This window comes from Pseudidiomarina homiensis (assembly GCF_003987225.1).
GTDB classification, from domain to species: Bacteria; Pseudomonadota; Gammaproteobacteria; order Enterobacterales; family Alteromonadaceae; genus Pseudidiomarina; species Pseudidiomarina homiensis.
Genome location: NZ_PIPX01000001.1, coordinates 1,169,744 through 1,191,698, shown reverse-complemented (window position 1 = coordinate 1,191,698; position 21,955 = coordinate 1,169,744). Strand labels below are relative to the sequence as shown.

At 50.8% G+C, this 21,955-nt stretch carries 19 protein-coding genes; 11 read left to right on the top strand and 8 right to left on the bottom strand.

What is annotated here, in order from left to right; translation table 11 throughout:
- The first annotated feature begins 33 nt into the window (after positions 1-33).
- From CWI70_RS05705 to CWI70_RS05660, 10 genes are all read left to right on the top strand, one after another.
- A complete protein-coding gene (locus tag CWI70_RS05705) occupies positions 34-1,200 on the top strand; it encodes a nucleotide sugar dehydrogenase (protein WP_126771334.1) in 1,167 nt (388 codons plus the stop codon).
- Positions 1,201-1,218: 18 nt separating this feature from the next.
- Positions 1,219-2,331 (top strand): UDP-N-acetylglucosamine--undecaprenyl-phosphate N-acetylglucosaminephosphotransferase, encoded by a 1,113-nt coding sequence (wecA, locus tag CWI70_RS05700; protein WP_126771332.1) that lies wholly within the window; start codon positions 1,219-1,221, stop codon positions 2,329-2,331.
- A gap of 19 nt (positions 2,332-2,350) precedes the next feature.
- Complete coding sequence (locus CWI70_RS05695; RefSeq protein ID WP_241967826.1) at positions 2,351-5,113, top strand: SLBB domain-containing protein; 2,763 nt, start codon at positions 2,351-2,353, stop codon at positions 5,111-5,113.
- Positions 5,114-5,280: 167 nt separating this feature from the next.
- Positions 5,281-6,732 (top strand): glucose-6-phosphate isomerase, encoded by a 1,452-nt coding sequence (gene pgi, locus CWI70_RS05690; protein ID WP_126771330.1) that lies wholly within the window; start codon positions 5,281-5,283, stop codon positions 6,730-6,732.
- On the top strand, positions 6,733-8,259 hold the full coding sequence (locus CWI70_RS05685) for an oligosaccharide flippase family protein (RefSeq protein ID WP_126771328.1): 1,527 nt from the start codon (positions 6,733-6,735) through the stop codon (positions 8,257-8,259).
- Positions 8,260-8,277: 18 nt separating this feature from the next.
- Entirely contained in the window at positions 8,278-9,246 is a 969-nt protein-coding gene (locus CWI70_RS05680; RefSeq protein WP_126771326.1) for a glycosyltransferase family 2 protein, read from the top strand.
- Between the two features lie 39 nt (positions 9,247-9,285).
- Positions 9,286-10,152, top strand: coding sequence for a polysaccharide pyruvyl transferase family protein (locus tag CWI70_RS05675; protein WP_126771324.1), 867 nt, complete (start codon positions 9,286-9,288; stop codon positions 10,150-10,152).
- A gap of 94 nt (positions 10,153-10,246) precedes the next feature.
- The gene (locus CWI70_RS05670) at positions 10,247-11,518 is read left to right on the top strand and encodes a hypothetical protein (RefSeq protein WP_157980872.1); all 1,272 of its coding nucleotides are present in this window, start codon (positions 10,247-10,249) and stop codon (positions 11,516-11,518) included.
- 21 nt (positions 11,519-11,539) lie between these two features.
- A complete protein-coding gene (locus tag CWI70_RS05665) occupies positions 11,540-12,346 on the top strand; it encodes a sulfotransferase family protein (protein WP_126771321.1) in 807 nt (268 codons plus the stop codon).
- A gap of 4 nt (positions 12,347-12,350) precedes the next feature.
- Complete coding sequence (locus CWI70_RS05660; protein ID WP_126771319.1) at positions 12,351-12,959, top strand: 2OG-Fe(II) oxygenase; 609 nt, start codon at positions 12,351-12,353, stop codon at positions 12,957-12,959.
- Here CWI70_RS05660 and CWI70_RS05655 read toward each other — a convergent pair.
- The gene (locus CWI70_RS05655) at positions 12,952-14,763 is read right to left on the bottom strand and encodes an ATP-binding protein (protein ID WP_126771317.1); all 1,812 of its coding nucleotides are present in this window, start codon (positions 14,761-14,763) and stop codon (positions 12,952-12,954) included. The genes CWI70_RS05660 and CWI70_RS05655 overlap by 8 nt on opposite strands.
- A gap of 412 nt (positions 14,764-15,175) precedes the next feature.
- On the opposite strand from CWI70_RS05655, the gene CWI70_RS05650 reads away from it, so the two are divergent.
- A complete protein-coding gene (locus tag CWI70_RS05650) occupies positions 15,176-16,480 on the top strand; it encodes a hypothetical protein (protein ID WP_126771315.1) in 1,305 nt (434 codons plus the stop codon).
- On the opposite strand, the gene CWI70_RS05645 is transcribed toward CWI70_RS05650, so the two are convergent.
- The 7 genes from CWI70_RS05645 to CWI70_RS05615 form a co-directional block, all read right to left on the bottom strand.
- Positions 16,477-17,046: an NUDIX hydrolase gene (locus CWI70_RS05645; RefSeq protein ID WP_126771313.1), complete on the bottom strand. Its 570-nt coding sequence runs from the start codon at positions 17,044-17,046 to the stop codon at positions 16,477-16,479. The two genes, CWI70_RS05650 and CWI70_RS05645, sit on opposite strands and share 4 nt — an antisense overlap.
- 162 nt (positions 17,047-17,208) lie before the next feature.
- Entirely contained in the window at positions 17,209-17,640 is a 432-nt protein-coding gene (locus tag CWI70_RS05640) for a hypothetical protein (protein ID WP_126771312.1), read from the bottom strand.
- Positions 17,630-18,574, bottom strand: coding sequence for a tetratricopeptide repeat protein (locus tag CWI70_RS05635; protein WP_126771310.1), 945 nt, complete (start codon positions 18,572-18,574; stop codon positions 17,630-17,632). Before CWI70_RS05635 ends, CWI70_RS05640 begins: the two co-directional genes overlap by 11 nt.
- Positions 18,561-18,860 (bottom strand): hypothetical protein, encoded by a 300-nt coding sequence (locus tag CWI70_RS05630; protein WP_126771308.1) that lies wholly within the window; start codon positions 18,858-18,860, stop codon positions 18,561-18,563. The genes CWI70_RS05635 and CWI70_RS05630 overlap by 14 nt, the downstream gene beginning before the upstream one ends.
- Before the next feature lie 10 nt (positions 18,861-18,870).
- On the bottom strand, positions 18,871-20,412 hold the full coding sequence (locus CWI70_RS05625; RefSeq protein ID WP_420849352.1) for a DUF4331 domain-containing protein: 1,542 nt from the start codon (positions 20,410-20,412) through the stop codon (positions 18,871-18,873).
- A gap of 159 nt (positions 20,413-20,571) precedes the next feature.
- Complete coding sequence (locus CWI70_RS05620) at positions 20,572-21,261, bottom strand: anti-sigma factor (RefSeq protein ID WP_126771304.1); 690 nt, start codon at positions 21,259-21,261, stop codon at positions 20,572-20,574.
- Positions 21,258-21,809, bottom strand: coding sequence for a sigma-70 family RNA polymerase sigma factor (locus tag CWI70_RS05615; protein ID WP_126771302.1), 552 nt, complete (start codon positions 21,807-21,809; stop codon positions 21,258-21,260). Before CWI70_RS05615 ends, CWI70_RS05620 begins: the two co-directional genes overlap by 4 nt.
- Between the last annotated feature and the right edge of the window lie 146 nt (positions 21,810-21,955).

The window sequence follows — 21,955 nt, the reverse complement described above, 5'->3', positions numbered from 1 at the left end:
TACACGCAAAATTTTTAACATTCTTTTGTGATTATGAAAATTGTAGTGGTTGGAGCGGGCTATGTGGGCCTGTCGAATGCTGTTTTATTGGCGCAACAGCACGATGTGGTGCTCGTGGATATTGACCGTGAGCGTGTTGAAGCGGTGAACCGTCGCCAAAGCCCAATCGTCGATAAAGAAATCGAAAGCTTTTTCGCTACCAAAAATCTTCATTTATCAGCGACCACGGATTTAGCGTCAGCAGTTAATGGTGCTGAATGGGTACTGATTGCCACGCCGACCAACTATGATACTGAAACCAATCGGTTTGACACGAGTAGTGTCGAAGCTGTGTTCGACGGTATTGTTGCCTGCGAAAGCGAGGCCACACTGGTGGTTCGTTCGACGATACCGGTCGGTTTTATTGAGCGTATGCGCCGCGATAAGGGGATCGATAACTTATTTTTTGCGCCGGAGTTTTTGCGCGAAGGCAAGGCGCTCTATGATAATTTGTATCCTTCTCGCATCATCGTTGGGGAGCAAGGAGTCGCCGCAGAGGCCTTTGCACAGCTCTTGAAGGACGGGGCTTTGCGCGAAGATGTGCCCGTGCAATTTACCGCTCCTACCGAAGCGGAAGCGATTAAGCTGTTTGCAAATACTTATCTAGCCATGCGTGTGGCATTCTTCAATGAGCTTGATACTTATGCTGCACACCATGGACTAAACTCGGAGCAAATAATTAACGGTGTGTGCCTCGACCCTCGCATAGGAGCGCACTATAATAATCCAAGCTTTGGTTATGGGGGGTATTGCCTACCTAAAGACACGAAGCAACTGCTGGCAAATTATGATAATGTCCCACAAGTCATGATCGGAGCTATCGTTGAAGCAAACCGCACGCGAAAGGACTTTATTGCCTCCGACGTTTTGAAGCTGAAGCCCAATGTGGTGGGTGTGTATAGACTTGTGATGAAGGCAGGGTCGGATAATTTTCGTTCATCTGCAATTCAAGGTGTGATGCGACGTTTGGACGCTGCAGGTGTAAAAATAGTGATTTATGAGCCGACCATCAAAGGGCCAACATTCCAAGGTTGGGATGTTGAAAATGATCTGACTGCATTTAAAGCGATGAGTGATGTCATTATTACTAATCGTCATGCGAAGGAGATGGTAGACGTGCAAGAAAAAGTCTACACGCGCGATGTTTTTGGCAGCGATTAGAAAAGGAAATCAAAGTTAATGAGCATCTTATTGGTGTTAACGATTGCCACGCTCCTGTCGAGTGTCTTGTGCAAAATTTTGATCCCGGTCGCTCAGCGAACTGAACTGCTTGATACGCCGTGTGAACGAAAGCAGCACACAGGGCGAATTCCGTTGGTGGGCGGTTTAGCCGTTTACGGGACGATGCTTATACTCTCCCTGGCTGTAGTGCCGGTGAACCCCGAATTCCGCTTGTTTTTAGTAGCTTCAAGTTTCATGGTGCTGATCGGCGCACTCGATGACCGTTACGATATTGATGCGGGTTTACGCTTTATTGCGCAGCTTTTAGCGGCAGCTGTTGTGGTGTTTGGCGCTGATGTGCAGATTGCGCAACTAGGTAACTTGTTAGGGTTTGGCGTTGTTGAACTTGGTGTGTTTGCCATGCCATTTACCTTGTTAGCGATGGTTGCGGCCATGAACGCTTACAACATGATTGATGGTATTGATGGTCTGTTAGGCGCATTGGCGATGGTTGCCTTCGCTGGCATCTTTATTTTAAGTTTATCAGCTGGGTTAGCTTTGCCTGCGATGGTGGCGACCATTTTATTTGGTGCGTTGATTCCGTATTTGGTCAGGAATGTGGGCGTAAAATCACGAAATATTCGCAAGATTTTTATGGGCGATGCGGGTTCGATGTTGATCGGCTTTACCATCGTTTGGATGCTGATCATGTTAACGCATCCGGCGCCTTATCAAGAGCTTTGGCTCCAACAAGGTCGCGAAGCCACAGCAATTCGTCCGGTTGCGGTGCTTTGGTTGATTGCGGTACCGTTGATGGACATGCTGGCGATTTTGGCGCGCCGCGTATTGAAAGGGCAGTCGCCTTTCCAGCCTGATCGCGAACATTTGCACCACATTTTTATGCGCGCGGGCTTTAGTTCACGGCAAGCATTAGGGGTGATTAGCGCACTAGCGACAGGCCTAATGTTCGTTGGCCTTGTACTGGAATGGTCAGCCGCGCCTGAGCCGCTTGTTCTTGGCGTTTTTGTCGGCATTTTTGTGCTCTACTTGTTGATGCTGAAGAACATCTGGCGCATTGTTTCATGGGTGCGCAGAAAACGCGAAATCGAACCGGCAGCAGATAATAAATAATTAAAAGGGGAATACCAGCGTGAAATCACGGTTGCAGCGCAAATTTGCAGGTGTCGTTAAGGCGTCACTGTTTGCTTTAAGTATGGTTTTAGTTGCAGTGCCTAGCGTCGCTGTTATGGCACAAAATATGGAGCTTTCCGCGGAGCAGATTGAAAAGATCAAACGGATGCCGCGCGCTCAGCAAGAAGCCATCGCCCGCCAATTTGGTCTGACTCTAAGTGAACTTGAAGCACAAGCGAAAGCATCACAGCCTCGCAGTAATGATTCGTCGTCAACAATGCAGCCACGCAACGGTGCAACGCAAACCGAAGAAGAACGACGTCCCCTTAATGAGTTAAGTCCAAGTGAATTAGAGAAGCGTTTAGCCGAAGATGACAGCGCCTTGCAACCCTACGGCTACGAGATTTTTAGTGGCGAACCGACCAGCTTTAATGCGCTCACGAATACCCCTGTACCTGCCGACTATATTCTAGGCCCAGGTGATGCGCTGCGTATTCAGCTTTACGGCAAGTCCAATTCAACCATCACTGCGACCATTGATAATGAAGGCATGATCACGCTTGATAGCTTGGGTCCGCTGAACCTAGCTGGCTTGAGCTACGACGAAGCCAAAGAGCTCATCCGTGCCACCGTGAAGGAGCGCATGATCGGTATGGAAGCCGCGGTGTCGATGAGCGAGCTGCGTAGCATCCAGATTTTCGTCGTAGGCGAGGCGTATAAACCAGGTGCCTACACGGTTAGTTCGTTGTCAACGGTCAGTCAAGCACTGTTCGCGTCGGGCGGGGTTAGCGAAATTGCGTCGTTGCGTGCGATTCAGGTGAAGCGTGGCGGCGATACGGTTGCGACATTCGACCTTTATAAGTTGCTCACCGAAGGGGATGCGCAAAACGATGTGCGTTTACAGTCTGGCGATGTGGTCTTTATTCCTACTCGCGGTGAAACGGTTAGCGTGGATGGCGAGGTGTTACGACCGGCGATTTACGAACTGAAAGACAATGATACGTTACGCGATGTTTTGGGTTTTGCTGGTGGTTTATTGCCGACAGCGTATAAACAGTCGGTACAGATTGAGCGTATTAGTAATGGTGTGCGTCGGATTGAAACCGTGGATTTAACGCGGCAGGGTATTACTTATGACTTGCGTGGTGGCGATAGCGTGGCCATTGCCGCGGTAGCTGAGGAACCAGTGGATAGCGTCATGCTAATTGGTGCAGCGGTACGTCCAGGCACTTATGAGTGGCGCGAAGGTATGCGCATCAAAGATCTGATTCCTAGCTATCAGTCTGCGTTGTTGCCGATTACGGATTTAACCTTTGGTTTATTGGTGCGTTCGAGCGAAGATCGCCGTCGTATCAAGGTTCATCAGTTCGATGTGGCGCGGGCGATCAATGGGGTTGAGAGTGAAAACCTTGCGCTGCAACCGCGTGACCAAGTAGTGGTTTTTAGCCGTTATGAATCGGTTGAAGCTGAGAAGAACCAACTAGCCAGTTGGCTGAAAACTGAATCCGAAAAAGCGCGCGAAGAGCGTCAACGTGTGGTTGAAGTCTACCGCAAGCAATATCTCGATCGTTTGATAGGCGAAGGGATTTATTCTCAGGAAATAGAAAGCACCGAGCCTCAGGCTTCGGCGCAGTTGGATCGTCAGTTGGGATCGTTGTTCGCCCTAGAGGGGCGCGGTGAAGAAGAGCATGACGAGGACTATTATTCGCAGTTTTCCAGATATCGCTTGTTGCAGCCGGTGCTTTACCAGCTACGCAACCAGTTTAGCGCCACTGGAACCTTACCTTTGGTTTACATCAATGGTGAAGTTCGTTTTCCGGGGATTTATCCGCTAACCGAAAACGCTGATGCGCAATCGCTTATCACCGCAGCTGGTGGGCTTCGTGAGTCGGCGTATCTTGCGCGTGCGGAAATCACTCGAACGCGTATTAATAGCGACGGTGAGGCGACTTCTGATTATGTGCCGTTTAACGTGAAAGACGTACTTGATGGTGCAGAAGAGATTGCGCTTCAAGGCCGCGACCGCGTGCAGATTCTACCGATTCCACAGTGGCAAAACACGCTCGAAGTTGCCCTTGAAGGTGAAGTTCGCTTCCCTGGTACCTATACCATTCGTCGTGGCGAAACATTGAGTAGCCTTATTGCACGAGCCGGTGGTTTCACTGATTTTGCCTTCTTGCGTGGTGCGGTTTTTACCCGTGAAGATTTGCGTGAAGCTGAACGTCGTCGTTTAGGCGAGCTGGCGCAACAACTGCGTCGCGATATTGCCTCGAACACCATCACCGATTCTGGCAATTCGGTCTCCTATGGCGAGATGAACCAGCTGTTAAGCGACTTAACTAATGTTGAAGCTGTTGGTCGCTTAATCATTGATTTAGATAAACTTCTTGCTTCCAACGGAAACCAGATTCAGCTAAAAGATGGTGATCGTTTGTATGTACCGACGATGCAAAATACCGTGTCGATTATTGGAGAGGTGCAATTAGCGAGCTCGTATCAGCACCAAGCTGGTATTTCGTTGGAGCAATATATTCAGCGTGCCGGCGGCTTACGTCAGAAAGCCGATGATGAGCGTATTTACGTGATTAAGGCGAACGGCAGCGTGGTGGTGCCTGAGCGTCGCTCATGGTTCAGTTCAGGTAACTTTGCGCAAATCGAGCCAGGCGACACCATCGTCGTTCCGATGGATACGCAATACATGAACAACATCGAGTTGTGGACCACCGCAACCCAGATCATGTATCAAGTTGGTGTAGCACTCGCCGCTCTAAGCGGACTGTAGCCCGTGGTTCTACCACGGGGTATGCCGAACACCGCGACATGATCGTAGCCCGTGGTTCTACCACGGGTATAGTTTGATACCGAGCCAATGGCTGATTTGACCCGCAGTAGAACTGCGGGCTACCGCGGGTTATGTCGAACACCGACGAAGGACCAAAACAGGACACCATGCAAGTAACGACGGACTATTTAAACCTCGATTATACCTTCCAAGGCCTTGATGCTGACGCTATCGAGGCCTTTGCCGCTAAGCGCTTGCCGAAAAACTTCGGACAACTCCGCGAGCAACTGCTGCAAGGCGAATACGATAATCCGAGTGAAGGACGCAAAGTCACCCACGTTCTTAACCGTAGTCGCCACTCGGTGGTTGCTGCTGCGGGTGGGCGCAATCGTTTTTCCGAAGTCGTTCGTCTGTTACGCAGCGGCAAATGGCTAGGTGCAACGGGTAAACCCATCACTGATGTCGTTAACATAGGTGTCGGTGGCTCGGACCTTGGCCCCATGATGGGCAGTTTCGCCCTCAAAGAATTTGCCGATGACAACGTTGAGCACCAGCTTGACGTGCATTTCGTTAGCTCGATGGATGGCGGCCAGCTCTACGCAGTGTTACCTATCGTCGATCCTGAAACTACACTGTTTATTATTGCGTCGAAAAGCTTTAGCACCATCGATACCCTAGCCAATGTCGACACGGTAAAGCGCTGGATTAAACCGCGGTTAGATGAAAAGCAGTGGTTGGCACAGCACGTTATCGGCGTATCCAGCAACAATAAAGCGATGACCGATTTTGGCATTCCTGCGGCACAACAGCTTAGCTTCGCGGACTCTGTTGGCGGCCGTTATTCGTTGTGGTCAGCCATCGGTTTACCAATTGCTTTAAGTATTGGCGCCAATCAGTTTGCCAAAATGCTTGAAGGCGCACAGGCCATGGACGAGCACTTTGGAAGTGCGCCATTGCTCGAGAATATTCCGCTGTTGATGGCGTTGCTCGGCGTTTATAACCGCGAAGAGCGCGGCTTGAACAACGTTGCAGTGCTGCCCTACGACGGCCGCTTAAGGTATTTACCGAGTTACTTGCAACAACTCGATATGGAAAGTAACGGTAAACAACAAGATCGCGACGGTAAGCGAATCGATTACCCAACGGGACCCATCATTTGGGGCGGTTTTGGACCCAACGGCCAGCACGCATTCTTCCAGCACCTGCATCAAGGTTACGATGATTTTGCCGCTGATTTTGTCGCAGTGCTGCACCGCAAAGCACCAGGTTTTAACCCCGACGTACAAGAAGGTTTGCGTCAACAACAAACGCTGTCGGTGGCAAATTGCTTGGCACACCGTCGCTTGATGTGGTTTGGTGACGGTGAATCGTATCCTGGCCAGCACCCATCGAACTTGCTATTCGTTGATGAGTTGACCCCGCAAAGCTTTGGGGCGCTGATTGCCGCCTATGAACATAAGGTGTTTGCGCAAGGGGTGATCTGGAATATCAATTCCTTTGATCAACCGGGTGTTGAACGTGGTAAACAAGTTGCCAAGACTGTTCTCTCAGTGCTCAACGGCGAAAGTGATGAGGCCTTCGATCCGAGCACCGTCAGTATAATTCGAAGAATGACCTAAATGAGTTTTAAAAATACGTCACGGCTAGTGAAGAACGTCGGTTTTTTGTATACCCGAATGCTCGTTACTATGGCTGTGTCACTTTACACCTCTCGAATTGTTCTTGATGTTCTTGGTGTTGAAGATTTTGGTATTTATCACGTTGTGGCTGGTTTTGTCGCCATGCTTGGTTTTGTCTTGAGTGCCATGTCAACTTCGACCACGCGGTTTTTATCTCATGCGATGGGAAAAAAGAACCCTGAAGCTGTGAATTCAACCTTTTTGATGAGCTTGAATATACATGTGCTTATCGCTTTGGGCGTCCTTCTTGTTGCTGAAACCATTGGTATTCGGTTTGTTGCTTCGGAGCTTACGATTCCAGCTGAACGAATGGATGCTGCATTATTTGTTTATCACTTTGCGGTTCTAAGCTTTCTCGTCACGATTGTGATGGTGCCATTTAATGCGCTGATTATCGCACACGAGCACATGCGAGTTTACGCCTGGGTAAGTATTCTGGATGCAAGTTTGAAGCTTGCTGCGGTCTTATTATTGGGTAAATTGGGGTTCGACGTACTGCAAAGCTATGGCGTACTGATGGCGTTGGTTGCTGCCTTGGTTGCTACTGTTTATATTGGTTATTGCCTACGCAAGTTTCAGGCAGCTAAGTTGCGAATTCATTGGAACACTTCTTTATTTAAAGAATTATTCTCCCATTCAAGTTGGACCATGTGGGGAACCCTTTCGGGTGTGGCTGCCAGTCAAGGTGTGAATATACTGCTGAACATCTTTTTTGGTCCCGCACTAAATGCTGCACGAACAATTGCAGCGCAAGTTGGACATGCCCTAAGCAGCTTCGTGATGAATTTGCAGCAAGCCATAAACCCTCAGTTAATGAAGTCTTATTCGGCCGGGGACTTGGATTATACGACGGCACTGATGTTTAATGGCTCGCGTTATAACTTTTTCTTGATAACGCTCTTAGCATTTCCTGTGCTATTCAATACTCAAGCGATACTCGACGTTTGGTTGGTGGAAGTGCCTGATTATGCGACGATTTTCGTGCAATTGTTGCTGGTAAATATAATCATCGATTCGACGTGTAAGCCTTTAATGGCAGTGTCGCAAGCAACTGGTCGCATAAGACTTTACCAATTTATGGTGGCTGGGGTGCAGTTATTGAATTTGCCGATGGTATATGTAGCATTTTCATATGGATATCCGCCGCAGTCTGCATTTTGGGTGCTTATCGGATTATCCATCGTTGCGATGTTTGTTCGTATTATCATGTTACGTCGCATATTTGTTTATTCCATATCTTCCTACTTTTTAAAAGTATTACTGCCTTGTGCATTATTAGGAAGTATTGGAGGTGCAGGAATTGCGTTTTTCTTGTACCTGCTAGGTGAAAACCTACTCGTGAACTTGGCAACAATACTGGTGCTTTATGGTCTGTTCCTTATCGTCTTTGGGTTAACACGAGCAGAACGCAACTTTATTGTCGACAAAAGCAAACTCGTCATGGGGCGATTGTTACGGCACAATTAATCGGCATAAGAGAAACTAGTGACTTCCGAACTTAAAGACAAAGTCAGAATTAGTGTAGTCATTCCTGCATTTAACGTTGAAGACTATATCGTTGCAGCGCTTGACTCATTGCACGAACAAACTGTTTTGCCTGATGAGATAATCGTAATCGATGATGGAAGTTCAGATCGCACTCTTGAGTTGTTGAATACTTATGCGTTCAAGGTCCCATCGCAAATCGTTAGTAAACAAAATGAAGGTCAGGGCATTGCGCGTAATATTGGCTTAGACAAAGCATCAGGTGACTATGTTTATTTTTTTGACGCGGATGACCTTTTAAAGCCTAACTTTATCAAAGAGATGCATGACGTACTTAGAGGAAATGACTTTCCATCGATTCTTTTCTTTGCTGGGGAAAGTTTCTATGAAGGAGAGCGCCATGACAATGTCTTGACGCCAGATTATCGTCGGGGTTTTGAGGGGCGCTTTCCTAATCGAGAAGCCTTTCTCAAAGCTCTCGCGCAGCGTGGTTCTATCTCATGCAGTCCCTGCTTATATATATCTAAGAAGAGTATGTGGACGGATAATGAACTGAAGTTCAAGAGTTATTATCATGAGGATGAAGAAATACTATTTCCGCTGATCTTCGCATGTACAACTTTTGTGGTTAGAGATACGATTTATTTTCGGCGACGTATACGGCCAAATTCAACAATGACAATTCGCCGTACCGATAGCCACATCGCTGGAATCAGAGCAACGATAGATACGCTCACCGAGCTGAAGCGTACGAAAGATGTTAGTAAGCTGGGTGTAAGACTCATTAACAAGCGTATCCACTCCTTTTCGATTAGTTACGTTAACGCATCGATTCAGGTTGGTCGGAAAATAGACTGGCTTTTCCTTTGGCAAAAGCTGTTAGAGATTAAATCGCTGAAATTCGGTATACAGGTTATCGCTCGCTTTTTATTTCCTAGCCGTTTTGGTTTACGGCATCGCAATAAGTAATGAATTAGAAGGAATTGTGTTGAAGTGTTGGTATCAATAATGTCATTTTACAAGCGAGTCTCAAACTACGTTAAACGTAAGCTAGTTTATCGACGCCGCTTTAACCAAGAGCGCAAGCTCCAAGGTGCTGACGTCCTCCCGCTTAAATACTTCCACGGCACGCTAAACGTTGGTGACGTGCTAAATGTGTACTTAACCGAAGCTATTTCTGGGCGCAAAGTGCAACGTGTTGAAACCGATGCGGTTCCTCACGTACTTGGAGTGGGTAGTATTATGCATTTCGGCTCACCGAACAGCTGGGTGTGGGGTAGCGGTGTGATTGACCCAAACCAGCCGTTTGATTACAGCCAGCTGCGCGCTGCGCAAATTGGTGCTGTGCGTGGTCATAAGACGCTCGCTTTACTGCGCGAAAAAGGCCTCGATGTCGGTGATTTGCCGTTAGGTGATCCGGCGATTTTGATGCCTGACATTTATCGTCCAGAAGGCCAAGAACCTAAATATGACGTGGGAATTGTTGCGCATTATGTCGACGAAGACTTGGCAACAGTGCAAGAACTGGCGCGGCAATTGAATGCCAAGTTGATTAGTGTGCGTCAGCACCCGGAAAGCTTTATCAATGATCTACTTGAGTGTCGGGCTATTTTGTCGTCGTCACTACACGGGCTGATTCTTGCCGACAGCTATGGTATTCCTAACCTTTGGATGCGATTTAGCGATAAGGTTTTGGGTGGTGACTTTAAATTCTTGGATTATTACAGCACTACTGACGCCGATCACGCGAAGGCTCATGAGGTCTTTACCATGAGCGATGTTGACGCGCTAGTACAAACCTTGAGTGATAAGGTTGCCGTGCATTATTATCAAGGCGACAAGGCCAAGCTGCGGGCGGCGCTGCCACTACAATAATAAGAAGAAGTTGGATGACCCCATGATAAGAACAACAGCAATGCTAACGGGAAGGCTAGGACTTCGGTTACGGTACCTGCTGAGCATCGTTTGCTTGTCGTTAACGCTTTCAGTAGTGCCAAGCGTGCAAGCGACGCCTTGGCTTGATGCTGAAGAGCTACATGTTCGTCATTCGTTGCAAGTGCTTGCTGATGCAGGTTTGTTGTCGGCACCGGTGACTACTTTCCCAGTGATGTGGCGGCCATTGATCGCCGATCTTGAGCGGCTTGATCCGGCAACGCTAACGCCGTTGCAGCGTACCGCTTATTACAAGTTGAGTCATTTGCTTGAGTATCATCGACGCGGGCATTACTCCGGTTTCAAAATTGCTGGTACGACGGACACCGGCGCTCAGCCAAGCTACCATCGACCGATGGAAGGTAAAGCTTTTGCCACCATTACGCATGAGCGTATTGGCCAAAATGTCGCAGGTCGGCTGCGCGTTACTTATCGCACCAGCGACGTGACGTTGAACCCTCGGGTGAAGACCGATAGTTTGTCTTGGCAGGGGAGCTACGCGGCAGTGATGGTGGGTGACTGGGCCTTGTCGATGGATCAGGTGCAAAACTGGTGGTCACCTGGGTCAGCGAAAGATGGCCTGCAAACCTTGAGTACGTTGCCGTTACGCTCGGTGCGAGCGACCTATACGCCATCGGCGGCGAGCGGTGCGATGCAACGTTTTACATTCACCTCGTTTTGGGGCGAAAGTGAAGAGGAATTTTTGCTGCAAGGCGACACGCAAACATGGCAGCGCGAGCAAGCCTTTGGTGTACGGGCCGGCTGGCGCGCTCATGAGATGCTTGAGTTAGGGCTGCAGTACACTGAATCTGAGCTTGACGATACTTCACAGAATTGGGCTTTCGATGCGCGTCTGACCTTGCCGTATCAATTCAGTTTCTATGGCAGCACCAGTGAGCATGATGTTGAAGGGGTGCGCGGCAATGGCCATATGGTTGGTTTCGATTGGAGCTTCTCTGAAGCTGGTAGCCTGTCACGCGTTTATGCTGAACACGACCGCAGTGACCTGCGCAGTCTTACGACGCTAGGCTATGCGACGTTCCGGAATAACGGTCATGGTTACGATGTGCGTTTGCAAGATACCCGCGTGCGACGCGATCATAATAGCTTCGGTCGGCTTGCGCGTTGGCAGTATTTACCTGAGTTCCGCCCCGGTATCGCACGAATTCAGCAGGTCGAAGCGGTGGCTTTTTACCCGCTGGGCGCGGGGCGCATTGAGATTGGCTTACAAGGCTGGAAGGACACCTACGAGAACGGACGCGAAGATTCGTTTGGAAACGTAATAGCGAGCTATGAGGTTCGTTGGTAACACGAAGACGATGGATGTGTAATGAGAAGGATAGCGAGAAGAATCAGACAATTGCTTAAGTACCCGCTTTACCTGTGGGCTTATGTCACGCGAGATCGGCAACAAAACGGGCCTGTATTTGTGGTGGGGACAGGGCGTTCAGGAACGCACATGCTCTGTCGCTGTGTGAATAAATTTCCCCAGGTGTCAGACTACTATGGCGGGGTGGAAAGCCCGGAGATGTTTTGGTCGATCAGTAATGCCACGGTTGCGCAAAAGCAGCTGTCGATTTTTCAGCTTGGCTATTACGCCTACATGATGCGCAAAGTAGACGGTTTGTTTCTTGATCAAACGCACCCCAACTTATGGAATGTTGAGCAATTGCTTGCAGCGTTTCCAAAGGCAAAGTTTTTAGCGCTCAAGCGTAATGTGCAGTCTGTGAGTTATTCGATGAAAAAGCATGGCGGGGTTTTGAAGTGGGTCAAAAACCACACCCATTACCCCAAACCCAATGGTTTTTTAGGGGTAACTCCGCAAAACGCTAAAGTTTACCAAGAGCAACTTTCTGACCTGCAACGCGATGTGTTTCGGTGGGCGAGTCATATGGAAAGAATTGATGAAGTCGCGAAGCGTTTTCCGGATAATGTTATGGTCTTGCACTATGAAGACGTCGGCGAATCGATGAAAAGCACTATGGCAGCTATTGCTGATTTTATTGCGACGCCACCGCCGTCTGAGTTTTTGGCGTTTAAAAAGGAATCGCTGCATAAACGCGATGCGTTGACCGCTGAAGAATTGGCGCAAATAGATGATGCTTTAGCCTTGTGGGGCTCGGTAGCAAAAGGGTAAGAACATGATGCTTGAATTGCGAAAGTACGTGCTCAGTCAGGATCCACTTGTTTATATCATTGATGACTTTTTCACTGAGTCTGAGGCGCAGCAGCTGATCAATGCCGCCCGTGAGCAAATGCAACGTGCGAAAGTCAGCTCAGACGCCGAAGGCGTTTACAGTAAAGCGCGAACCAATCAATTGGCATGGATTAGCCACAAACATTCAATGGTCGTGACAGACCTTGGTAGTCGTATTGCGCAGCAGGTTGGCTTGCCGTTACGCAATGCCGAGAGCTTTCAGGTGATTCATTACGACCAAAGTCAGGAATACCGTTCGCATTTTGATGCCTACGATATGAATACTGAGCGCGGTAAACGTTGTACTGCGCGTGGCGGGCAACGGCTGTTTACCGCGTTGGGTTATATCAATTCGCCAGCAAGCGGCGGTTCCACCTACTTTTCTAAACTCGATATCAATGTGGCCCCCAAGCCAGGCCGCTTATTGGTCTTTGAAAATGTGGTGCGCGGTACTACGGATGTACATCCAAAGTCGCTGCATGCGGGGATGCCCGTCGTTGCCGGTGAGAAGTGGGCGTTCAATTTGTGGTTCCACGAGCGCGAATTTAAATAACCTGTTGCTCTGCGAGTTCATACAAAGCAGTTGCGTGATCGGCCTCGGTCGCGCATAGCACCTCATCAATTCTGTCCATCGGTAATCCTCGTTCGAGTACGCTGGGGTCGTTCAAGCGTAACACCATAGCGGCAACGTTCTGTTGCGAATTCAGCATATTAAAGGCGGTGGCGAAGTGTTGTAGACCGCGCGTGAGGGTTTCTTGGTTGACACTGACACCATGGTGGTCACTCCAGCCTACGGTTAGTCCTTGCTGGTTAAGCTTGGCGACGGTTTGTTGCAGCAGCGTTGACGGCGCGTCGGGGTTGGCTTGGTCGATGACCACATAAACGGGGATGCGGCCATTACCTTCGATACGATTGCGCAGCAGGTTGCGGTACAAAAGTAGCCCCGCTGTATGACCAAGGTCTGGGCAGGCATTAACTTCACAAATCGCCGCGCCAGATTCCAACCATGACACGCTAATATCGGGAATGATCAAGTCGACGCCAGCAACGTCTAGGCGTAGTGCTTGCGTGGCTCGAATGGCGAGTCGTTTATTGTCTTCATGCATGTGGTCAAGCGCTGGCACGGGGCGGCCGCCCGCAGACATATTGGCGATGCGACGAAACATGACAAATTGGCCGTGTTGCGGAATGCTTGTTTTGGTCATTTGCTGGGCTTGCAGTAATTTTAAGGCTTCGTCGTCGAGCTTCAGGGTGGCTAAATTCTTTTTCGGACCTTCGCGGCGCCGCTCATGATTGTTCTCAATGGCAGTTAATTGTTCGATGGTGTGCTTGCCGTCACCGATGACGCCGGCAGGAACGCGCTCGACCGCGAAGACCACTTCGTTGTCTTGCACTTGGATGCGATAGTCACGCCCTTCAACGTGTTGTTCAACGACGATATTTTGGCTGTGCTCGCGGGCATTCTTGTAAGCTTCGATGAGCTCGGCTTCGTTGCTTAGGTGGGCGGCAACGCCGACGCCGCCATCGAGATCGGCTGGTTTCACGACCACTGGATAACCGATGCGTTTGGCGACGGTGCAGGCTTCTGCTTGATCTTTTACGGCAAACTGCGGGGGTACTGGTAGTCCGGCGCGCCGTAATAGGCGGTTGGCGTACCATTTATGTCGTGCGGCTCGCACGGGCAAGACACTGGTTTGCTCGGTAAAGCTGTGTTCGAGCCATTGTGACCGGTGGCCTTGGCCGAACTGCGTGAGGCGTCCATGCAGTGGATACATGGGAATATCCAATTCGTAGGCGGCGCTAGAAAAGTTCTCGTGGATGCCTTCTTTCATTGGCTCACGTAGGGGCGTGAGGACTTTCATCAACCAATCTTCGGCGGGCATGTTGTCGTTTGTTTGGCGATGCTTTTCACGTAGGTGAAGTTCAGCAACCATGACGACCACGCTCCATGCACGCGCTACGAGTTGCGGCGAGCAATGGGGGACGCTGACCAACACCGTTGATTCGGCTTGCGTGAGCTGGGCTTGCGGCGGCAGCGTGGTGTGGTCATTGTGTGGCAAAATGCGATAGCCGAGATAGCTAAGTAAGTGCTCGGTACAGTCGCTCAGTAGCAACAGGAGGGTTTGCCAGTCGTGTACCTGGCGTGTAGTTGGAAACTCACGGTGTAAATGGGTTTGCCACCATTGCTGGATTTGTTGGAATAGCTGCGGCGCCTGCGTTGTTTCGTTTGCGAAAAAGGTTAAAAGTTGTGGCGAAGGCGTAAGATGCATCAACATCGACGGTTGTCGGCGGCCATTTAGATAGCCTTTGACGTAGCGCTGCTCACCAGGCTTGAACCATTTTAGTTGATAATCCATTGTTATTCCCTAGTATACCTAATGTTGTCTGCCTGCTAGCATAACCGATTTCGACCCTGTGACGTAGCCCGCAGTTCTACTGCGGGGGATGGTTGATGCGCCCCCCGTACTAGAAGTACGGGCTACACTGCTGATGTGTTGTGACGTAGCCCGCAGTTCTACTGCGGGGGATGGTTGATGCGCCCCCCGTACTAGAAGTACGGGCTACACTGCTGGTGCGTTGTGACGTAGCCCGCAGTTCTACTGCGGGGGATGGTTGACGCGCCCCCCGTACTAGAAGTACGGGCTACACTGCTGGTGCGTTGTGACGTAGCCCGCAGTTCTACTGCGGGGGATGGTTGATGCGCCCCCCGTACTAGAAGTACGGGCTACACTGCTGGTGCGTTATAAATTGAAGAGCCAAGGAATTTTGATGAAACAAGCCCCATCGTATTGGATGCTCGCGGACACTGAAGTGCCGCTGGCGTGGGATCATAGCAAACTCGATAGCTTCGCCAGCTATTTCAAGCATGCGCTGCTGTTCAATGAGAAACTGATGCTCTCTGATGCACAAGCCGTCAATTGCATGAATTTCCGCCGCCTACTGACCAAAAATGAAGACTTTCGCCAAGTCTTGAACAAAGATATTTTGTCGGTCGCGGTACGCGCACCAGACGATGCACCACAAGGACATGCGTTAACTCAAGTACGTGATGCCTTTGTTGCTGAGGGTAAGCAGCGCACCCAAAATGCTGATGAATTCCAAGCCAATGACGATCTTGAACTGATCAATTCACGCTGTGAAATCGCACTCTACAACTACACCCAGCTTCGCGACAATTACACCAACGGCGTGATGCGCATCATGAATCTACCCCACGTGATGGGGCAGTTTGGCATCGATGACCATGCCTATATCGTCGAACTCTTAAATCAAGAAAGCGAGCGTAACCAAGGGCTCGGACGTATTTACTTACAGCAAGGATTAGGCGCCGATTTGACCGCTAACGGCCACGCCGAAACGTGGGCGCGCCACCGCGATTTGCTAATGAAAATTTCTGATGCACCGTATATTACCGGCATTCCTACCGTGATGGCGGCGGACCCGATTTATTCACCGTTGCACGAAGAAGCCTTTAACCTCGTCACCGGCACCGATGCGACAACTGCGGCAACAGCCACTGAAGTCACCTCGGTACTGGCACTACAAACCGACTTGAACTTGAGCTCTTATCAACAGGCGTTGGCGCAATTGCAGCTGGAAGACGTGTTTTATTTACGCAGTACGCCTGAATACAAAGATTACCAAAAGCGCAGTAAAAATCCGGTCCGTAACGAAGATGAACTGCGCGAAGTGACGGAAGCGCTAATTGTGTATCAGCGCTTGATTGATAACATGATTATTCGGCGCAAACTTGGCATTAAATTACGACGTGCTGAGAAGGTTTATCGGCATTTGCAGAGCATGCGTAAAGTCGGCCAAGAGGCTGGCGCTTACTCACTTGGCTTGGCGCTCACTGGTGATGCGTTGACTGGCGGAGCGCTGACCATGGCGAACTTCTTTGTCGGCTCGGTGCTGGATAAAATGCATGAGCGTGACCAGCGGAAACTGGATGCTGAACGGCATTTGTATGCGGCGCAGTTAGAGCGTTCGCAACAAGATGAAAAAATTGGTGCGGAGCGGCGCCTGAGTGAGCGGCCAGAAACGGTGTATACCTCGGTAGTTGCGAGCTCTTAGGCCTGCTGTTGCACTTGCTCGAGCTCTAGCAGGGTGATCGCGTACAAGGTGATGGGATCGTGAACTTGGCCGGCAGCAATCAGCTGGCGGCATTCGTCTACGCTGCATAATTTGGCTTGTGCGATGGCTTCAGACGTTTCCGGCGAGGCAAGTTGTTCAGCGGCTAGCGTCGCACGGAAAACGTGGGTTGGCGTGCCATGTGTGTCGAGCGTGTGCAGCTTGTGCCAACTGCTGGCAGCGAAGCCTGTTTCTTCGTGCAGCTCTTTTGCGGCGCAGGCTTCGGGGGTAAGCTCTGGTTCACCAAAACCTTTTGGGATCTCCCACTGCCAGTTGCGGTCTTCATGACGAAAGTTGCGGAGCAGTAGGAGCTGGTGTTGCGCGGTGGTTGCGATAATAAGCACGCCATACGGAGCGTTCCACCAAAAACGTAGATACTCGCCGGTGGCCCCGCTAGGAAAAACAACTTTGTCGTTGTAAAGAGTCGCGAAGCGATTCTCAAAAACTTTGATTTCTTCCAGAATCTCAATCTCGCCCAGGCGGTGATCGCCACGATACGTCTTGCTCATGCTTGTTATTTCAGTTGCGCTACAGTGCCGCTCATGTTGCCCGCAATTCCCGAGCGGGTCAACTCACGCTCGCGCTTGGTAGCCCGTGGTTCTACCACGGGCCCAATCTGACGTTGCCACGATTGTCGATGATTGGAACCAACCCCGTAGTAGAACTACGGGCTACGGGCTACTTTTGCGCTGCAGGACTTTATGGTCGGGCAGGGGGCCGAAGATGTGCCGCACGGTGTAGTCGATGTCTGTGCTGTACGCGCAGGGCGCGGTGCCGCTGTAGGTGTAGGTTTGCTCACCCGCATGCACACCGGCGTCGATCGCGGTGCTCGGCTCAGGACGGCAGTCGTCATTAAAGCGCAGCCACTCGCCGAGCAACGGCAATGCCGCTGCGGCATCCGGGCTGCCGGTTAACGCTTCGATGTCATGCGCGGTAAAACGCCAACTCCAGCGCAACTGTGCGTTGTCTTCATGCGCACTTAGGGTTAAAAAACTGGTGCTGAAACTGTGTGCTGCGGCACTTTGCTGAAGCAGAGGAACAAGCAGAATGGCAAAGCTGCAAACGCACAGCTTCCGCACCAGTGAAAGTGAATTAGTCTTCATTAGCGGTCTCCGGTTGAGTCGGTAATGCCTGCGCAGCAAGGAGTAAGCGCTGGTCGGCAGGCTCGCGCGCTACCGCATAATTTTGCGAAGCATACTGCTGCGCTTGCGCCGCATTCGGCACAACATGTACAAAATAAAAAGCAAGGTCAGAGGTATGTAACGGATCTGCACGTGCGATCCGAATCTCCATGCGTTCTGCTGCCAGCTTTTGCCAACATTCCTCAGTACCTCGCGCAAGTTCAGCCGCCGCAAGACGCACAATAATACTGTCAGCTGGCAGTTCGCCAACCTGCGGGCAGTCCTCATGCACTTCGAAGATCTTCTGAGGTTGCTGCATCGCCAACCAACTATCTAATAGTCTGATCTGGTTCACGGTCGGGTGCACGCTGTAGCTGGCATAACTTAACCATTGAATGCTTTCTGCAAAGCGCCCTAACAGAAAGGCTTGTTCGGCGAGTAACTGACGTTGCCAAACGAATATCGCTGGTGACATCTGAGCACTTCGCTCAGCTCGCAGCGGAACGGCCAGTTGTTGCAGTTGGGTATAGGTTTGCTCGAGTGTTTGTTGGTCATTTTCCGAGAAAGCCGCACGACCTCTGACCTCAAGCAAACAAGTACCAGTGATTGTTAGCGAAGCTTTTCCCATTAATGCGGCACAACTTTCACGTGCGGCATCAATACGACCTTGCGCAAGAAAAATCCGTGCCTCCATCAACCGTGCTTGTTCCACATGCTGGCCTTGCGCAACGATGCGCGAGAGCAGCTTTAGCGCAGCATCAAACTCATGGTTGTACTGCAATGCGTCAGCTTGTTGCAGCAGAGTGCTGTCTTCTCTTCCGTGCTCGCTGAGGTGACGTTCGCCGGCAAGGGCGCTGCCCCCGAACAGGAGCAGCGCACCGGCAATAACGCACATGAGTGTGTTATGAGCCGCCATCGATGGTACCTCCTTGTACGAGATCGTTGAACTCGGCGGTATCCATCACGTCAAAGGTGAATTCCTTGTCGTTGACGGTCAAGGGCATGTCACTTGGTGCTTGAGCGTACGCATCGCGAACGAATTGGCGGTATGAGGTGCTGGTGTCACCTCCACCTCCACCATCGCCGCCACCGTCTCCACCGTTATCATCGCCAGCTTTAGTAGAGCTACCGCCACACCCTGCCAAGGCAAACGCCGAAGCGAGTACTAACAACAAGGCGCTTTTTGAGAATAAGCTTTTCATAACGTCCTCCTTATTCCGCGCCTGAACCTGACAATGGCGTTACTAGGTACGGGAAGCTATCGTCAACGAAACTAGCATCCAGTGGTGCGCCATCGGTGAACGGTACGTTACCGACATTGGCATCTTCTGGTGCGCAGTAGCCAAGGTTGACCGGTGTGCCATTCACTGGAATCTCGTGACACAGAGCGCCCATCACTACACGTAGCGCAATATCGACCACATCGTCACCTGGACGGCGACCATTTGGGAAGCCCGCTAAGTCATCACCTGCGACACCATACGGCGACTGCAACGAGGCTGGCGTAGCTGGAATGGCCGTGTTCAGGCGCAACATCTCAGATGCGGTCACCATGGCTTGTTGGTTGACGCCGGGGAATCCGGTCAAGAAGGCAGCGACCAGATCTTCGCGTGGGAAGTTCGTTGGCGCGATGGTCTCGAAGTTCGTACCAAGGGTGTTGTTCACCGCATCACGGAACAGCAAGTCTAAAATCGCTGGCAAGGATGGGTGGGTAACATAGTCGGCAAACTGGCCATCGTCGCTTGGATGAGCACCGCTAAAGGTGTCTTTAGCGTCGATACCAATCACGAGTTCGTTAACTAATGGTGAACCGAGTCGTGAGACCTGCACCATAGCACCGCCGTTGACTTCTGGTTTCGCCAAGTTGGCTTCAGGATTCAGCACGCGTGCTTGTGGCAAGCTCGCCGTGGTCCACGCGCCAATCACGCCATTACCACTGCCGGTCACACATGAGGCTGGTACTTCAAGGGCGATAGTGTTGACGTTTTTGTCACGCAAGTCGTCGTTGTCAGTTGATTGGGTGATGCCGCCCGGAAAACCACCGCCGTCGCCGGCTCCTGGTGCACTGTCACCTTCCACTGGAACGTAATTCACGAGGTCAAAAGTTTTACCAAGGTTGACCGTGAACGGGTCTTTGCGTTGACCAACGAACACGCGGCCCATGGAGCTACAACCGGGGATCGAAATGTCGTAGACATACTGATCGGCGTAGTTTTGATAGGCGCTTGGGCTACTGAAGGTTTTGTTACCTACATAAGCATAGGGTTTAGTGAACGCGGTTTCGCCGCTACCACCGGTAACAGTGCTGCTTGAGCCGCTGCTGCCGACCACTTCTAAGGTGTAGCTTTCATTGAAGTTCAGTGCACTAGAATCACCTGCACTAATCCCACCGACGTGCTTGAGCGGTACGCTTACATCGCGCGTATTGCCGTCTGGACCAATGGTGAGTTTCACGCCACCGTTTGGCAACTCTTGCTGGAAGCGAAACTCAAAACTCAAGTCTTCGCTGGCGTCACCGTCACTATCGATATGAATCGCATAAACGGCTGCGGGGTCCATGGCGAAGTAGTTCGGGCCACCGTAGGCGTCTTGTAACGGCACATAGTTGGCTAAAAAGGTTACATAGCCTTCGCGGCCTGGCTCGTAGCTGTTAAAGACGTAAAAGTCCGTCGAGTCGAGCGTGGGGAAGCGGGTAATATTTGGCGCTTCGCGGTGACTCGAGGCGATAGCTGCGTGACTGAGGGTGCCAAGCATGACAGCCGCAACCGCCGCAGCGGTGGTATGGGTTTTAAAACGTTGTGTTGTATTCATTGTAAGTTCCTCTCATTACGGAGTTTTACTTCATGTTGTTACTGCTTTTTTACTACTGCAGTACTAACTCCGAATGAGAGGAACTTTTGGATGCAACTTTTTTTAAGTTTTTTGTGCGCTCAGTAAATCCGTAGTGAACACAACCGGTCCAGTCGGTATTGCTTCTGGCGAGCCACCGAGTGGTTCACGGCTTACCGCAAGCGCTGCGACTTGGCTAAGATCGAGATCGGCCGGCACGGTTAAAGTGCGTTGTCCTTGTTGCGGCAGTAGACCCAACGAAATCGGCGCTTCACCATTGGCTGGCAACATCCAGAGCTGGTAGTCCTCGTTGGTCAGCGGATCGACGTTGGCGGTTGCCGAGACGTACAGCTGTTGGTCGCGTTGCTCAATTAACCATAGCGTGCGAGCACTCTCGTTCTGAATCACCGCAATGCGATCAGTGCTTGGCGTCGGTTCAGTGAGGAGTGTTTGTTGCACCAGCACGACCAACAAGACCGCTGCAGCGATACTACTCAGCCATGCCCACCATGAGGTTTTGCCAGATGCTGTTGTGGGTGCAGCATCCCAACCAAGACGTTGTTGGATGCTGGTCCAAGCTGATTGCGGGGCTGGCTGCGTAGGGATTTGCTGCGTTAGTTCATTAAGGTGCTGTTCCCAAAAGATAACTTCGTCGCGTAATCGTGGAAACTGCATTTGCAGACGAATAAAACGCTGGCGTGCGCTACCACGCATGCTGCCAATGACGAAGCGTGCCGCCAAAGCGTGTTGTAGTTCAGTAATTTGATAGTTCATTTTGACAGGCACCTCTTGAGACTATCCAGCCCACGGCGGATCCAACTTTTGACCGTTCCTAAGGCGGTGCTCAGGTGATCACTCACTTCTTTATGACTAAGTCCGTATAAGAAGGCGAGTTGGATGCTTTGGCGTGAGTCAGGCTGGAGTTCTTGCAAGCAGTTTTCGAGTTGTTGCGCATATTCGCTATTGGCAACGGCCTGATCCAGCTGGGTATCGGTCTGCAGTTCCGGCAGATCGTCAACATTCACCGACTGGTTATTTTTATTGCGCAGCATATCGATGGAGCGGTAGCGGATCATACTGATGAGCCAGCTCATCACCGAACCACGGTTGCTCGAGTAGTCACCGGCGCCGTGCCAAACTTTGATAAAGGTGTCTTGCAGAGCTTCTTCAGCCCAATCGGCGCGTCGTAAAATATGTAAACTTACCGAATAGAGCTTGTCGGCAGTGGCGCCGTAAAGCGTTTTAAATGCTTGTCGGTCGCCAAGGGCCACGCGCTGTAAAGCGCGCGCAAGCTCCTCGGGCGTCGTGCGGATAGTCGCCATGGGGTTTCCTCATGCTGTCGCCGTGAACTGTTCACAGCCTCGAATTCAGCCTAGCACGTCGCCCGTGGTTCTACCACGGGATATCCCGAATCGCCCGCCGTCGGTCGCTCCATCACGGGGTGTATGGACTCGGACGTAGCCCGTGG

Bases quoted from the DNA above. Each gene is read 5' to 3' on its own strand.
- CWI70_RS05685 (WP_126771328.1), top strand. From the start codon at position 6,733: ATGAGTTTTAAAAATACGTCACGGCTAGTGAAGAACGTCGGTTTTTTG.
- CWI70_RS05675 (WP_126771324.1), top strand. From the start codon at position 9,286: ATGTCATTTTACAAGCGAGTCTCAAACTACGTTAAACGTAAGCTAGTT.
- CWI70_RS05655 (WP_126771317.1), bottom strand. From the start codon at position 14,763: ATGGATTATCAACTAAAATGGTTCAAGCCTGGTGAGCAGCGCTACGTC.
- CWI70_RS05660 (WP_126771319.1), top strand. From the start codon at position 12,351: ATGATGCTTGAATTGCGAAAGTACGTGCTCAGTCAGGATCCACTTGTT.
- CWI70_RS05620 (WP_126771304.1), bottom strand. From the start codon at position 21,261: ATGAACTATCAAATTACTGAACTACAACACGCTTTGGCGGCACGCTTC.
- wecA (WP_126771332.1), top strand. From the start codon at position 1,219: ATGAGCATCTTATTGGTGTTAACGATTGCCACGCTCCTGTCGAGTGTC.
- CWI70_RS05615 (WP_126771302.1), bottom strand. From the start codon at position 21,809: ATGGCGACTATCCGCACGACGCCCGAGGAGCTTGCGCGCGCTTTACAG.
- CWI70_RS05665 (WP_126771321.1), top strand. From the start codon at position 11,540: ATGAGAAGGATAGCGAGAAGAATCAGACAATTGCTTAAGTACCCGCTT.
- pgi (WP_126771330.1), top strand. From the start codon at position 5,281: ATGCAAGTAACGACGGACTATTTAAACCTCGATTATACCTTCCAAGGC.
- CWI70_RS05645 (WP_126771313.1), bottom strand. From the start codon at position 17,046: ATGAGCAAGACGTATCGTGGCGATCACCGCCTGGGCGAGATTGAGATT.
- CWI70_RS05650 (WP_126771315.1), top strand. From the start codon at position 15,176: ATGAAACAAGCCCCATCGTATTGGATGCTCGCGGACACTGAAGTGCCG.
- CWI70_RS05630 (WP_126771308.1), bottom strand. From the start codon at position 18,860: ATGAAAAGCTTATTCTCAAAAAGCGCCTTGTTGTTAGTACTCGCTTCG.
- CWI70_RS05635 (WP_126771310.1), bottom strand. From the start codon at position 18,574: ATGGCGGCTCATAACACACTCATGTGCGTTATTGCCGGTGCGCTGCTC.
- CWI70_RS05625 (WP_420849352.1), bottom strand. From the start codon at position 20,412: ATGCTTGGCACCCTCAGTCACGCAGCTATCGCCTCGAGTCACCGCGAA.
- CWI70_RS05640 (WP_126771312.1), bottom strand. From the start codon at position 17,640: ATGAAGACTAATTCACTTTCACTGGTGCGGAAGCTGTGCGTTTGCAGC.
- CWI70_RS05705 (WP_126771334.1), top strand. From the start codon at position 34: ATGAAAATTGTAGTGGTTGGAGCGGGCTATGTGGGCCTGTCGAATGCT.